Source organism: Spiroplasma turonicum (genome assembly GCF_001262715.1).
Classification (GTDB): Bacteria; Bacillota_I; Bacilli_A; order Mycoplasmatales; family Mycoplasmataceae; genus Spiroplasma_A; species Spiroplasma_A turonicum.
On the sequence record NZ_CP012328.1, the window covers coordinates 222,050 to 236,693 of the forward strand.

Here is a 14,644-nt window from a genome sequence, read left to right on the forward strand (position 1 = left end):
ATAAAATGGGATTTTGAAGTATTTTAAAAGAACGAAGACAATTAAAAAAACAAGAAAAAAAGCATAAAAAAGAACATAAAAATACCCTAACATTCTCAAGTGATATTAAAAAACTTACTAAAAAGTATAAAACACCAAATAGTGATTTTTATGAAGAGTTAGAAAATGTTTTAATTAAGACTGACATGGGCATGAAAATGGTCCTAGAAATATCTAATAATGTTCAGAAAAAAGTAAAGCCTAAACACACTTTTACTGATATTAAAGAAATATTAGCAGAAGAAATATACAAAGCTTATATTGATTCGGGTAAACCAAAAACTGATTTAAATTTTAAAGATGGTAGATTAAACATATTTTTAATAGTTGGTGTCAATGGAGTTGGTAAAACAACAAGCATTGCAAAGATTGCAAATTTCTATAGTTCACAAAATAAGAAGGTTCTTATTGCTGCTGGTGACACATTTAGAGCAGGTGCAGTTGAACAACTAGAACAATGATGTAATAATAGATTAAAAAATGTCGATTTAGTAAAACCACAAAATAATACAAAAGACCCAGCCAGTGTAGTGTTTGACTCTATAAAGATAGCCTTAGAAAAAAACTATGATATTTTATTAGTTGATACAGCTGGAAGACTCCAAAATAAAGAACATCTTATGAGAGAACTTGAAAAAATAACTAAAATTATACAAAAAAGTGTAAAGGACGGCCCACATGAACGTTTATTAGTTATTGATGCACAAACTGGCCAAAATGGAGTAAACCAGGCTAAAGCATTTTCAGAAGCAACTGATGTAACTGGTATTGTTTTAACTAAAATGGATGGTACTAGCAAAGGTGGGATTGCAATGGCAATTAAAGATATACTAAAAATTCCTGTTAAATTGATCGGTACTGGTGAAAAAGTCGAAGATTTAAAACAATTTAATGTTGATGAATATATTTATGAAATGACTGCTGATTTTATGGAAGATGATGAAGAAAATGATTAACAATGAAATATCAAAAACAGTTTTATTAACAGAATATTATGATTATTATAAAAATATGTTAACAGAAAAACAAAGACAAAACTTTGAATTATATTTTTTTGAAGATCTTTCTTATCAAGAAATTGCTGATAATTTAGAAATAAGTAAAAGCGCGGTGCACGATAGTTTAAATAAAACTGTAAATTATTTAATCAACATAGAAGAAAAATTAGGATTTGTAAAAAAACAAAATATGGTTAAAGATTTAGTAGATGATTATAAAAAAAATATTATTAATATTAATCAATTGATAGATTCTTTGGAGAATATAATTTAATGAATATATTATTTATAGGTGATGTATTTTCGTTGCCCGGTAGAGAAGTTATTGAAAAAAATATTGATAGTATAATAAAAAGTTATGATATTAGTTTTGTAATTGCAAATGGTGAAAACATAAGTCATGGAAAAGGCATAAACAAGAAACATTATGAATTTTTAAAAAATAATAAAGTAAATGTCATTACAAGCGGTAATCACATATTTAAACAAAAAGAGACTTTGGAGTATATTAAAACAACAAATGATCTTTTAAGACCTGCAAATATGCATTCAGATTTACCTGGATTAGGTACAATTAAACTTTCAATTAATAACAAATCCATTAGAGTAACTAATTTAATGGGAAGAGTTTTTATGGATTTAGTTGATAACCCATATGTTGTATTTGAAAAAATACTTGAAAATGATGATTCTGATATTCATATTGTGGATTTTCATGCCGAAGCGTCTGCTGAAAAAGCTGCATTTGCATATAATTATGATGGAAAAATAAGTGCTTTATTAGGTACACATACTCATGTTCAAACAGCTGATGAGCAAATATTGCCATTAGGAACTGCTTTTATAACAGATGTTGGAATGACTGGCCCAATTAATTCAATTATTGGTGTCAACCCTTCAGAAGTAATAAATAAAGAGAAAACAGGTTTACCAACTAAGTTTATTCCATCAACTAATGACGGAAAATTATGTGGAGTTGTATTGTCTTTTGATGACATTACAAATAAAGTATTAAGAATTAAGAGATTACAAGTAACATAATTTCATAATAAAAATAGTAATTGTAAATTGACTTAATTTTAGGTATAATTAAGGTAATACTATTGGAGGATAGACTATGAAAAGACATGATAAATTAAGAAATTTACATGAAGCTCTATTCGCTTTGGACAAAGAAATCAAAAACATTTGTAGAGGTATAGAACAAAGACTTAGAAACAACACTAAGTATATGGATACCTATCAAAGGGTTTTAACTGAAGTCGAATTCGAAAGAAAAAATGAAATGTATGGTAGGTCTACAATTTATGATTTTGAAAGAATGAGAATTAATCTAGAACAAGACGCAGGTAATTTAATATATGAAGCTATAAATGTCATGGGTAATGATGAATTCATTATTAGAAGACAAAATGTGATTTTTGCATTTTGATTTATGGGTCAATTTGATGTTTATGCACTAGATTTATCAAGGGGAGGTTAGTCTTAATTTAGTTTTTCTAAGTTAATCTTTAGTATGAGTATTTTAAATAATAATAAAATTATTTATATAATATTTATAATGATTTCTATAATCATTTTTTTATTGCTAGTTTTAATTTTAACTAGATATTTTATTTGTTTGTCAATTTATAAAAAACAGAAAAAAGTTATAAAACCAGGATTGGTTGATGCAAAATTCTTTTTAACTTCTGACAATTATAATTTAAGTTGATTAGGTAATATAAAAAGTACAGCAGAAACAATAATATTGGGAATTCATGATTATGGACAAACACGAGATTCTTTTATCGATCTAAAAGATTATTGTGATAAATATCATAATGATATAAGTGTTATCTCATATGATCAACGAAACTTTGGACAAAATAAAAAAATAAAAGTATTTAATTACAATAACTTAATAAATGACTTAAATGAAATAATCGAATATATTTCTAAAGAATACCCCGAAAAAAATTTAGTATTGATAGGAGAAGGTTTTGGTTCGACAATAGTTTCTAATTTTATGCGTAGAAAAGAGATACATAATGTATTTTTTTGTTCTTTATATTTAAATCAATTTAAAAAATTAAATATCAATTTAATTTTTAAAATGTTATTAGGAATAATTTTTTCATATAAAATTATGTTGACACAGAATTTGGACATGAATATTATTTGTGACAATAGTTATAATAAAATTTCATCTACACTAAATTCTTATAATAAAAAAAACTATAAAGAATATTTACAAATAAAAAAATTAAACAACAAAATTACAAAAAATTTTAGAAATAGCAATTTAAAAGTTCATTTGTTACTACCTACAAATGACATTTTTATCAATAAGGAAACTTACATCAATATGTTTTCTAATATTGATGTAAATAAAATAAATATTATAAAATTAGAAAATGAAAAGCATTTATTTCTTAGAGGAAATGGTAAAGAAGAAATTTTTAAAACAATAATAAAACTGTTATAGAAAAATTTGATATTATTATAATGCTATTTATTAAATAAGGAGAATTTATGAAAAAGTTTTTTACTAGTGAATCTGTATCAGAAGGACATCCAGATAAGTTGTGCGATCAAATATCTGATGCAATACTTGATGCATGTTTAGAACAAGATCCAGAGTCAAAAGTTGCATGTGAAGTTTTTGTTTCTGGTAATTTTTTAGTAATAGGTGGAGAAATATCATCAAGTGCAAAAGTTAATTATGAAGAAATTACAAAATGAGTATTATCAAGAGTTGGTTACAATAATAAAGAAACTGGCATTGATCCTCAAACTTGTGAAATTTTAATTAAAATTAAAGAACAATCTAAAGACATATCTTTAGGTGTTGATAAAGAAGACACTGGAGCTGGTGACCAAGGAATAATGTTTGGTTATGCAACTAATGAAACATCGAATTATATGCCTTGTGCAATCCAAATCGCACATGACCTAGTTCATTTAGCTTCAAAATTAAGAAAACTAAATCAATTTAAATATGCACAACCCGATATGAAATCACAAGTTACAATGGATTATGAAAATTATAAAAATCCAAGAATAGATACAATTTTAATGTCTATCCAACATGATGAAAATTATGATGAAAAAGAGTTTAAAAACTTTATAGTAAATAATATTATGAATGTAATTGCAAAAAAACATAATTTGAATACAGATTTTAAAGTTTTAATAAATCCAACAGGAAGATTTGTAATTGGAGGACCAATTTCAGACGCTGGATTAACTGGTAGAAAAATTATTGTTGATAGTTATGGTGGTTATGCAAGACATGGCGGTGGTGCTTTTTCTGGTAAAGACCCTTCAAAAGTTGACAGAAGTGCTGCTTATATGGCAAGATATGTTGCAAAAAATCTAGTAGCAGCAGGATTAGCAGATCAATTAGAAATCCAAGTTAGTTATGCAATAGGTGTTTCAAATCCGATCTCAATTTTTGTAGAATCTTTTGGCACAAACAAAGTTCCTTATGCAGTGATTTACAAGGCTATTAATGAAACTTTTAATTTTAATGTAAAATCAATAATTGAAACATTAGATCTTAAGAAACCAATCTATTTTAGAACAAGTAAGTATGGTCACTTTGGCAAAAAAGAATTCTCATGAGAAAAACTAGATAAAGTTAGATTGTTAGAGAAATATTTATAATGCTTTTAGAAGTTATTGCAAAATCTATTGAAGATGTTCATGATATTAATAATTCTAATGCACACAGAATTGAATTATGTAAAGATTTAAATGTTGGAGGTTTAACTCCTGATTATAATCTAATTAAACATGCAACCGATATTTCAACTTTACCAATCAATGTAATCGTCAGACCTTCTTTTAAAAGTTTTGTTTATTCAGAAGCAGAAAAAATTCAAATATTAAAAGATATAGAATTTATAAAAACCACAAAAGCAAATGGAATTGTTTTTGGTGGATTAATTGATAAAAATATTGACGTAGAGTTTTTAAAATTAGTTATTAAAACAAAAGAAGATTTGGAAATAACTTTCCATAAAGCATTTGATGAAGTAAATGATTTTATTGAAAGTTACAAAATTTTGAATGAACTTAATATAAATAATGTTTTAACATCAGGTGGAACTAATATTAATAAAGGCTTTAAAGAATTAATTAAACTAAGAAACTTGCAACTTGATACTAAAATATTAGTTGGTGGTGGAGTTAATTTAAATAATATTAAATTATTATCTAATGAATTTAAAAACATTCATATTGGCCGATTAGCAAGATTTAATAATTCATGAGATTCAAAAATTGATATTTTGACTATAAATAATTTACTTATAAACAACTTATAATAAAAGTTTTTTTTTATTTAATTTAAGGAATATAATTATTTTAATGAGGATTATTATGAAGTTTAAAGATATTAACATTAAATTAAATAGTAATAATATTTTAAAAAACAGGTTTGTTATGGCTCCGATGACAAATATGATGAGTTTTTGTGATGGCGAAGTCACTGATAATGAAATTAATTATTATTCTTTAAGATCAAAAGAAGTCGGTATGGTAATTACTGCAGCTGCATATATTAATAAAGAAGCTAAAACCTGAGAAGGTCAGTTAAGTATATCAGAAGATTCCATGATTAACTCTTTATCTCTATTATCCGAATCAATTAAAATTAATGGTTCTAAAGCTATATTACAAATTTTTCATGGTGGCAGAATGAGTAACAGTAAAGTTCTTAAAGGATTAAGACCTGTTAGTGCCAGTGAAGTTTCAGCGATTAGAACAAATTCTGAATTACCAAGAAGCTTAAGTTTAAAAGAAATATACTCAGTTATTGATGATTTTAAAAAAGCAACAATTCGAGCAATGCAATCTGGATTTGATGGAGTTGAAATCCACGGTGCAAACACATATTTAATCCAACAGTTCTTTTCTCCACATTCAAATAGAAGAAGTGATGATTTTGGTGGAACAATTGAAAAAAGGTATAAATTTATTGATTTATTAGTTAATGAATTAATTGAATTAAAAAACATTTACAATAAAGATTTTATAATAGGTTATAGATTATCTCCAGAAGAATATGAAGAACCAGGTATAAGGTTTGAAGATACATTATTTTTGGTAGATAAACTTTCTGAAAAAGATTTGGATTATATTCATATCTCTTTATCCAATTACAACCAAGTATCTAAGTCTTTTAATTATTTAAAAAGACCAATGATAAGTTATATATATGAATTGATTAATAATAGAACTAAATTAATAGTTGTTGGTGGAATAAAAACGATAAACGATCTAGAAAACTCATTAATGTATTCTGATTTAGTTGCAATTGGAAAACCACTAATTACAGATCCAAACTTTGTATCAAAAATTTTAGATAATAAAGAAAAAGATATAAATTTCCATTTAAACAAAGTTGACAAGAATAAGAATTTTATAAGTAATCATTTTTATAATTTTTTGACAACACAATTTAAAATGAGCTAATAGAAAGTTAAACTAAATGAATAAAAACTTATTGTATATGTTTATATTAGATTTATTAAATAGCTTATTAATAATTTTAACTATCCTTTCAATTTTTTTGAATTTAGTTAATGAAAAAAACAAGAACATATTTTTGTATTCTATAATTTCAGTATGCTTTTTTTGTTATGTTTCATCTATTATTTATAAGTACAGAATTTATAAATTAAAAATAGAATATTTTAAGAAGATTTCTAATTACAAAAAAAATTGTTTATAATATTAAATCTTATACCAATTATTAATTTTATCTTATGTGCAACAATGGCAAAATATATTTTTAAAAAAACAAATTAATTTTTCTTATTTAAAATAAATTTTTTTATTGGTATATAATAAAAATAATATTATTAATACAGAAATTTTTATATTAATAATTATTTATTTGATTGTGTTTTGACGATTACATAAATATTTTTTTTAGTGAGGAGTAATAAAATGCAAAGCGTTGAAGATAGAGTAAAATTTTTTTCAAAAGATAAATTAAAAAAATATAGAGAATTATTAGCGGGGTCAATTAAAGCTTACCCAGGTTTATTTACTATTTATGTTTTATTAGCTATTACTGATACAAGTCTTTTTTCATCTATGTCAATTGTAATTGCCAATTTAATTAAAAATATTACAAATGAAGGTGGAAAATCATTATTTGGTTTTACAATGTATTGATATAGTTGAGTTGCAGTTGGGTGGTCAATGATTTTAGCATATGCAGTTACTGAATTCTTTTTTAATTATGTTGGTGGTATTTGAACTAGAAAAGTTGAAATATGACTAAGGGTAAAGTGTTTAAAAGCATTAGTTGATGTTGATTTAACTTTTTATTCAAAAAATCAAATTGGTAACTATATGACAAAAATCATTGGAGATTCACAAGGAGCAGCCGATGGACTTAATGAATGATCAAATAATTTGATATACATTATAATAATGTTTATTGTAATTAACATTATTATGTTTAGTTTAAATGTTGAAATTGCAGCAATAGCAATTGGTGTTTTTGTATTGTTATTAATTATCTCATTAGTTATATACTTTCAATATAGAAAAGCAACAATTGTATCATTAGATTATAAACAAAATTTAGATGCTGATAATACTGATAGATTAATGAATATAAGATTGATTAAATCAAGTGGTACAGAATTATCTGAGTTAGAAAGAATAAAAGATTTTAATAAAATATATGCAAAAAAAATTAATAAAACTGTATGATTAGGAACTTTATTACTTATATTTGCAAACTTTTTAGGTTGAATCTTACCAGGTTTAATTACTATTTCAATAATTTTTATGTACAATGATACTTATAATTTAGCTCAAATTACTGCTTTAGTGATTCCGTTTGTGTCAACAGTTACAATACTTGCAGGAGCTATGTTTCTATTACCGATAATTTTAAGAGCACTATCTGTTTCAATGAACTGTAACTGAAGGTTGAATTTTATTTACTCACAAAAAAGTATTATAATTAAACCCTCAGAACCAATCAAAGTTAATCAAATCAACAAAATTGAATTAAAAAATGTTGAGTTCATATACCCTGAGTCTCCTTCAAAATTAATACTTCCTAAAACATCATTGGTGTTTGAAAAAGGTAAAAGTTATGCTTTTGTGGGTGAAACTGGTAGTGGTAAATCAACAATTGCTAAACTTTTATTAAGATTCTATGACCCTTATAAAGGTGACGTATTAATAAACGACATAAACTTAAAAGAAATAGATATGCCAAGTTATCTGGATAAAATTGGTTATGTTGAACAAGAACCACAAATTTTATATGGAACTGTAATGGACAACATCAGGTATGCAAAATTTGATGCAACTGATGAAGAAGTAATCGAAGCTGCTAAAAAAGCTAGCCTTCATAATTTTATTCTAACCTTATCTGACAAATACGACACAATTCTTGGAGAACGCGGTTTTATCTTTAGTGGGGGCCAAAAACAAAGATTAGTTATAGCAAGAATGTTTTTAAAAAACCCTGAGCTGCTAATTCTTGATGAAGCTACAAGTGCACTTGATAATATTGTGGAAAAAGAAGTTCAAGCACAGTTAGATAAATTAATTATAGGTAGAACAACTATTATAATTGCACACAGATTATCTACTATAAAAGATTGTGATCAAATAATTGTTTTAGGTGGAAATGCAGGCGGAATAGTACAAGTAGGTACTTTTGAAGAACTAAAAAACTTAGAAGGACATTTTAACAAACTTTATAAAGCTGGATTAATGGGATAGGGGGTATTATAATGAGTTCGAAATATGAAGAAAAAGCAAAAGCTGAAATAATTGAAAAAATTAAACAAGAACGTGAACAACATGGTTATTTATACTTATTATGCTCATATTTAAAACACCATCCCTGATCTGGATTTATAATAATTTTCCTTTCTATAATTGGGAGCGGGATGGCAGTATCCATACCTCTAATGATGCAACAAACTCTTAACTGTATAAGTTTACTTGAGCAAGGTGAAGAAGCTGCTAAAACTAATTTTTTAATTTGAAAGTTTGGTTGACAAGAATGAGTATACTTACAATTATCAGTTTATGTGGTTTTAGCTATAATAATTTTTATTAGAAATATAACAGTTGGTAAGTTGGGAAGAGACATTGAGGTTCATTTAAGAAATGAAACTTTAAAATCATTGTTAAAGCAAGATATCTCATATTACAGTAATCAAAAAATTGGAGAAATTTTAACAAAGATTGGTGCTGATACATGGTTAATTGGAGAACAAACTAGAATTATACCAACAATGATGTTAATGGCTTTATTTAACTTTATTGGTTCTTCAGTTGTTTTAGTTGTAGTTGATTATAAATTAGGTTTAATTGCTATGGGATTTGTTACTATAGGGTTAATATTGATGTTCATATTTTTAAAAAGAGTAAAAAAATGAGTAACAAAATTAAGAACCACAATAACATATGTTAATGGTGATATAACTGATAGAATTGGAACAATTAGATTAATTAAGGCATCGGGAACAGAAGTATATGAAAAAAATCGTTTTAAAGAAATACATAATGAATTCTATCATACTGTTAAGAAGTTTTTCAAAAGATTAAGCTTCGTTATGACAGGGGCATTCACAACGGTTATGGCAGTACAACTTGTAGTCTTGTCAAGTGCATATGGTTTTTATCATAATGACAACCACAAGTTAATAATCATTTCAACAACATTTATTGCTGGTTTAGGAACTATGACATCACCAATTTATCTTTTATTAAGATCTGCATTTGGTTATATGATGGCAAATGAATGTACAAGAAGGATTTATCAAATTACTAGTTCTAAAGCAAGATTTGATTCTCATTATTATAAAGGAGAAGGAAAGTTCGTAGAAAAATTGGATAAGGATATTATCTTTAAGGGTGTATCATTTAATTACCCTGAAAAGCCAGAGGTCAATGTTTTACCTAAGTTTGATTTTGTGTTTGAAAAAGGTAAAAGTTATGCTTTTGTGGGTGAAACTGGTAGTGGTAAATCATCTATAGCTAAGTTATTGTTAAGATTTTATGATCCAACTGAAGGAGAAGTTTTAATAAATAACGATACAAATTTAAAAGATGTTCATTTAAAATCTTTTTTAGATCTTGTTGGTTATGTTGAACAAGAACCACAAATAATGTTTGGAACAGTTAAAGAAAATATAATGTACACAAACCCAAATGCTACAGATGAACAAGTTATAGAAGCCTCTAAAAAAGCAAACTTGCATGATTTAGTAATGAGCTGACCCAATGAATATAATACAATTCTTGGTGAACGTGGCTTTATGTTGAGTGGTGGACAAAAACAAAGACTAGTAATAGCAAGAACATTTCTAAAAAACCCAGACCTATTAATTCTTGATGAAGCTACAAGTGCACTTGATAATATTGTAGAAAAGGAAATACAAGTTGAATTAAATAAACTTATGAAAAACAGAACAAGTATATCAATAGCACATAGACTTTCTACAATAAAAAATTGTGATCAAATCATAGTTTTAGCAAGAGGAAAAGGTGTTGTGCAAATGGGTACTTTTAATGAACTAAGAAATAAAAAAGGTCATTTTAAAGACTTATATGATGCAGGTCTTATGAAAGAAGAACAAGTACAAAAATAATTAGTTAAAGCACTTTAAAAAGTGTTTTTTTTATTAAAAAATTTATATAATATTCTTATAAGAAAGAAGTAGGTGATTATATGTTTTTATTAAAAAACAAGGAAATTGAAGCTAAAATTGTCATTGACAAACAAGGGCTTGAGGTTGTAAGTTTAAAACATAATGGAATAGAAGTATTGTATCAACAAGATGGTTCTTGAGGAAAAACTTGACCAATCTTATATCCAATATGTGGAAGTGTTAATGGGCCTTACTTGCATAATGGTAGAGATTATCACACACCAAGACATGGATTTTTTTCGCAAATTAAAGATTGAACAATAGACTCACAAACTAATGAAAAAATAGTTTGTCATTTTAAAAACCATTATCAATTCCAAGATATTTATCCATTTGAGTTTGAAATAACTATTACTATATTATTAGATAATAATAAATTTATTTATTTATTTGATGTAATGAATATTGGCAAAGAATTAATGTCTTATTCATTCGGTCATCACCCTGCATTTAAAGTTGAAAAAGATTCGAAGGTTATATTTAGTAATGAACAATTTTACTCTTCTAAAGCAGGTAAAGGTAATACATATGTACCTGATCATAATAAAATAGCTGCAAAAGAAATAGTAATCTCAGAAGTTGATTTTAGTGACTCAAAATCTTTATTATTTGACCAATTTAATCTTGATTCAATTACATATTTATATAAAGATAAAACTATTAACATGTATTTTGATAAAAACCCTTACTTTGTAATATGAAAAGCAACTAACGATATGGATTTTGTATGCTTAGAACCTTATTGAGGTCTGCCTGATTTAGAAACTAGATTAGGTAATAGATATAGAGATAAACTTGGTATGAAACAACTTGAGTGTGGTGAAAGCGAAGTTTTAACAATGACTTTAGAAATCAATTAAAGAAACACATTTTATAATGTGTTTCTTTAATATATATTAGACATTTTTTTTACATTATTTATTTATGGTAATTTATAGTGTAAAATACTAATATGTATAATATGTAAGAGGGACTAGATATGGAATATGTTTTATTCAATAATAACAAAAATTTAAAAGGTATAGTAGATGAAGTTTTTGTTAAAGACGGACAACCAGTAAAAAAAGGGCAAAAATTAACTACCATTTCTACTCAAGTTGATAAAATTGAAATAATTTCACCAATTGATGGTGTAATAAAAAATATTTTTATAATCGAATCTTTAATAGTTTCTTGTAATGATAAATTATTTGAAATAGTTACTCATCAAGAACTTTTAGAACTTGCTAAGGAACCAAATAATTTAAATGATACTTTAAAAGAGGGTTTAGAAGAGTTTAATTATTTTGATAGCTATGATGATGTTGAATCAAACCCCATAATGGAAGAATTGGAAAAAAAATTAGAGCAAACAAATCAGGTTATAAACAATAAAAATAAAAACTTAAATTTCAATAGACAAGATTTACAAGAAACAAAAGTATCTGATGCAGCTTATTTAAATGACTTTATAAAAAATAAAAAAGTTGAAATAAATGATTCAATTACTCAAGAGCTAAGTTATTTCACAAAAAACACCTCATTAGACATGGAAGAAAATGTTTTTAAGGAAAAAACAAGCAATTTTTTATATCAACCTTTAAATGAAGCAAAAGATGAAGAGAAAAATTTGTTTCAAGAAGAAATTGATAAAGAAAAAGAAAAGTTTAATGAACTTTTAAAACAAAATGCAAATATTTCAGATATTAACAAAAGTTATGAAGAATCAATAACTGATGATAAAAAAGATTATTTAAATAAATTAGACACTTTAAATAATGACTTTTTACAAAAAAAAGAAAATATTGAATCTAATGAATTTTCTAAAACATCGAAACTTAATAATTTAGAAAAAGCGCAAGTTGTTGAAGAAAAAGATGATTTGTTTTATGAAAAACCATCAAATCTTAATAAAACTGAAAATTTAAAAAAAGATTTAGACGTAAAAAAAATATCTAAATCATCAATCAGTTTTACTGCAAATCTTAACAGTTTATTAAATTTATATGATATTCTAGAAAAAGCATTTATAAAAAGAAATCAAAAATTAGAAATATCATCATTGTTAATTAAAGCTACTTTAATTGCCCTAAATGAATCAAATATAGAAATTAAAGATAATAAAATAGCATTGATTCAAAAAATGGCAAAAGCATTTAATAAAAAAGAACTTACTTATATTGAAAAATCAAGCACAATATTTGATTTTCAAAACTCACTTAATAATTTAGAAACACTTAATGAAGATTTACAGTTTAAAATATTTGATTTTATTAACTTTAATAATAATATTTTAAATTTTAATTTAAATGATAGTTCAAGTTTTAGTATTTCTTTGAATTCATTATGTCAAATTGTTAATAATGATGGATCAATTAGTACTTCTTTAAATGCAAATATAACTTTTGACTCTAATTCAATTACATATGATGAAATATCAAATTTTATTGATATATATATTGATTTAGTTGAAAACCCTGGCTACTTAATTTAAATAGAGGAGTATGTATGATTAGTGACTTAAATTTAGAAGAAAAAATTGTAAACTTAACTGCAAGAATTGAAAGAGTTGTTTTGTCTACCGGAAATAATGGATTGAATTATCTTATAGTTCATTTAATTGATAGAACTGGGCGTATAGAAGCACGTTTATGGAATGTCAATGATGAAGATATTGCTCAACTGAAAAGTGGGTCAATAGTAAGGTTAGAAGCTAACATAAATAGTTACAGACATCAATTACAATTAAAGATTAACAATTATGTTATCATCCAAGAAGAAGAATTTGATGATTATAAAATTACTCATGATATGTTTTCTATAAATGCTCCTTTAAACATTGATGATAAATTTAAAGATCTTATTGCTTTTATTGAAAACATTAAAAATGAAAGTTATAAACAAATAACGATAAGATTATTAAAAAAATATGAAGAAGAATTTAAAACATTTCCAGCAGCGGTAAGTATCCATCATAATGTTATTGGTGGATTATTTTGACACAGTACTTCATTATTAGAAGCAGCAGTTTCACTTAGAAAAGTTTATTCATTCATTGAAGTTGATTGAGAATTAGTTTATTGTGGTGCAATCTTACATGATTTGGGTAAAGTTTTTGAACTTGACGGAAAAAATGCAAGCGAATATACAACTATTGGTAAATTAATTGGCCATATATCTATTGGAAATAATTTTATTTGTAATGCAGCAAAAGAATTAAAATTAGATGGTGAAGATGTTTTAAAACTACAACATGTAGTTCTTTCAAGCCATGGTAAAAATGAATTTGGTTCGCCAGTTGAACCATTATTAATAGAATCAATAATTATATCATCGTTAGATAGCCTTGACGCAAGGTTATACAGAGTTAATGAAGAAATAAAAAAAGTGTCTCATAATAATTGGACACCAAGAATACTATCTGAGGACGGTAGAAGTTTTTTAAGACATTATAACAAGTCAAAAAAAAATTAATCTACAGTGTAATCAGATATTTTTTTATAAACTTCTAATACATCAAGATCATCTTTATGCTTATTGATTTTAAAAGTATAACCATTTTCTTTTATATACTTTGGAATAATATGCTCATGATAATGAAATACTGTTTGAAAAGCTTCAGCACCTTGATTTGATACAAAGTTGAAACCATTAGGATTAAAAGTTTTTTTTAAAATTTTTATAACTTCTTTTTTTGCCTTCATAACTTCAATGACGTCTTTAATATCTGTTTGTTCAAAGTTTTCATAATGTTTCTTTGGTATTACAAGACAATGACCATTTGAGTTAGGTGACAAGTCTAAAAATGATATTGTGTGGTCATTCTCATAAATAACATTTGATTGTATTTCTTTATTTGAAATTTTGCAAAATATACAGTTACTTTCCATAATTTATACCTCAGATATAATTTTATAATAAAAAAAACCTTTATTAAAGGTTTTT

The 14,644-nt window shown here is 25.3% G+C and carries 14 protein-coding genes; 13 read left to right on the top strand and 1 reads right to left on the bottom strand.

What is annotated here, in order from left to right; genetic code table 4:
* Positions 1 to 5 precede the first annotated feature (5 nt).
* The 13 genes from ftsY to STURON_RS01170 all read left to right on the top strand — a co-directional run bounded on the left by ftsY (position 6) and on the right by STURON_RS01170 (position 14,173).
* A complete protein-coding gene (gene ftsY, locus STURON_RS01105; RefSeq protein ID WP_075048048.1) occupies positions 6 to 995 on the top strand; it encodes a signal recognition particle-docking protein FtsY in 990 nt (329 codons plus the stop codon).
* Entirely contained in the window at positions 988 to 1,311 is a 324-nt protein-coding gene (ylxM, locus tag STURON_RS01110; protein ID WP_075048903.1) for a YlxM family DNA-binding protein, read from the top strand. The genes ftsY and ylxM overlap by 8 nt, the downstream gene beginning before the upstream one ends.
* Positions 1,311 to 2,078: a TIGR00282 family metallophosphoesterase gene (locus STURON_RS01115; protein ID WP_075048049.1), complete on the top strand. Its 768-nt coding sequence runs from the start codon at positions 1,311 to 1,313 to the stop codon at positions 2,076 to 2,078. Before ylxM ends, STURON_RS01115 begins: the two co-directional genes overlap by 1 nt.
* Before the next feature lie 76 nt (positions 2,079 to 2,154).
* Positions 2,155 to 2,520, top strand: coding sequence for a hypothetical protein (locus STURON_RS01120; protein WP_075048050.1), 366 nt, complete (start codon positions 2,155 to 2,157; stop codon positions 2,518 to 2,520).
* Positions 2,521 to 2,658: 138 nt separating this feature from the next.
* On the top strand, positions 2,659 to 3,504 hold the full coding sequence (locus STURON_RS01125; protein ID WP_158500504.1) for a serine aminopeptidase domain-containing protein: 846 nt from the start codon (positions 2,659 to 2,661) through the stop codon (positions 3,502 to 3,504).
* A 47-nt stretch (positions 3,505 to 3,551) separates the two neighbouring features.
* The gene (gene metK, locus STURON_RS01130; protein ID WP_075048052.1) at positions 3,552 to 4,685 is read left to right on the top strand and encodes a methionine adenosyltransferase; all 1,134 of its coding nucleotides are present in this window, start codon (positions 3,552 to 3,554) and stop codon (positions 4,683 to 4,685) included.
* A complete protein-coding gene (locus STURON_RS01135; protein ID WP_075048053.1) occupies positions 4,685 to 5,347 on the top strand; it encodes a copper homeostasis protein CutC in 663 nt (220 codons plus the stop codon). The genes metK and STURON_RS01135 overlap by 1 nt, the downstream gene beginning before the upstream one ends.
* A gap of 55 nt (positions 5,348 to 5,402) precedes the next feature.
* Positions 5,403 to 6,497 carry an NADH-dependent flavin oxidoreductase gene (locus STURON_RS01140; RefSeq protein WP_075048054.1) on the top strand — a complete coding sequence of 365 codons (1,095 nt, stop codon included), beginning with the start codon at positions 5,403 to 5,405 and terminating at the stop codon, positions 6,495 to 6,497.
* A 477-nt stretch (positions 6,498 to 6,974) separates the two neighbouring features.
* Positions 6,975 to 8,780 (top strand): ABC transporter ATP-binding protein, encoded by a 1,806-nt coding sequence (locus tag STURON_RS05860; RefSeq protein ID WP_075048056.1) that lies wholly within the window; start codon positions 6,975 to 6,977, stop codon positions 8,778 to 8,780.
* An 11-nt stretch (positions 8,781 to 8,791) separates the two neighbouring features.
* Positions 8,792 to 10,660 (top strand): ABC transporter ATP-binding protein, encoded by a 1,869-nt coding sequence (locus STURON_RS01155; protein ID WP_075048057.1) that lies wholly within the window; start codon positions 8,792 to 8,794, stop codon positions 10,658 to 10,660.
* An 80-nt stretch (positions 10,661 to 10,740) separates the two neighbouring features.
* On the top strand, positions 10,741 to 11,580 hold the full coding sequence (locus tag STURON_RS01160; protein WP_075048058.1) for an aldose epimerase family protein: 840 nt from the start codon (positions 10,741 to 10,743) through the stop codon (positions 11,578 to 11,580).
* A gap of 119 nt (positions 11,581 to 11,699) precedes the next feature.
* Complete coding sequence (locus STURON_RS01165; protein WP_075048059.1) at positions 11,700 to 13,193, top strand: biotin/lipoyl-containing protein; 1,494 nt, start codon at positions 11,700 to 11,702, stop codon at positions 13,191 to 13,193.
* Positions 13,194 to 13,207: 14 nt separating this feature from the next.
* On the top strand, positions 13,208 to 14,173 hold the full coding sequence (locus tag STURON_RS01170) for a 3'-5' exoribonuclease YhaM family protein (RefSeq protein ID WP_075048060.1): 966 nt from the start codon (positions 13,208 to 13,210) through the stop codon (positions 14,171 to 14,173).
* On the opposite strand, the gene STURON_RS01175 is transcribed toward STURON_RS01170, so the two are convergent.
* Positions 14,170 to 14,589, bottom strand: coding sequence for an HIT family protein (locus tag STURON_RS01175; RefSeq protein ID WP_075048061.1), 420 nt, complete (start codon positions 14,587 to 14,589; stop codon positions 14,170 to 14,172). The two genes, STURON_RS01170 and STURON_RS01175, sit on opposite strands and share 4 nt — an antisense overlap.
* Positions 14,590 to 14,644: the final 55 nt, after the last annotated feature.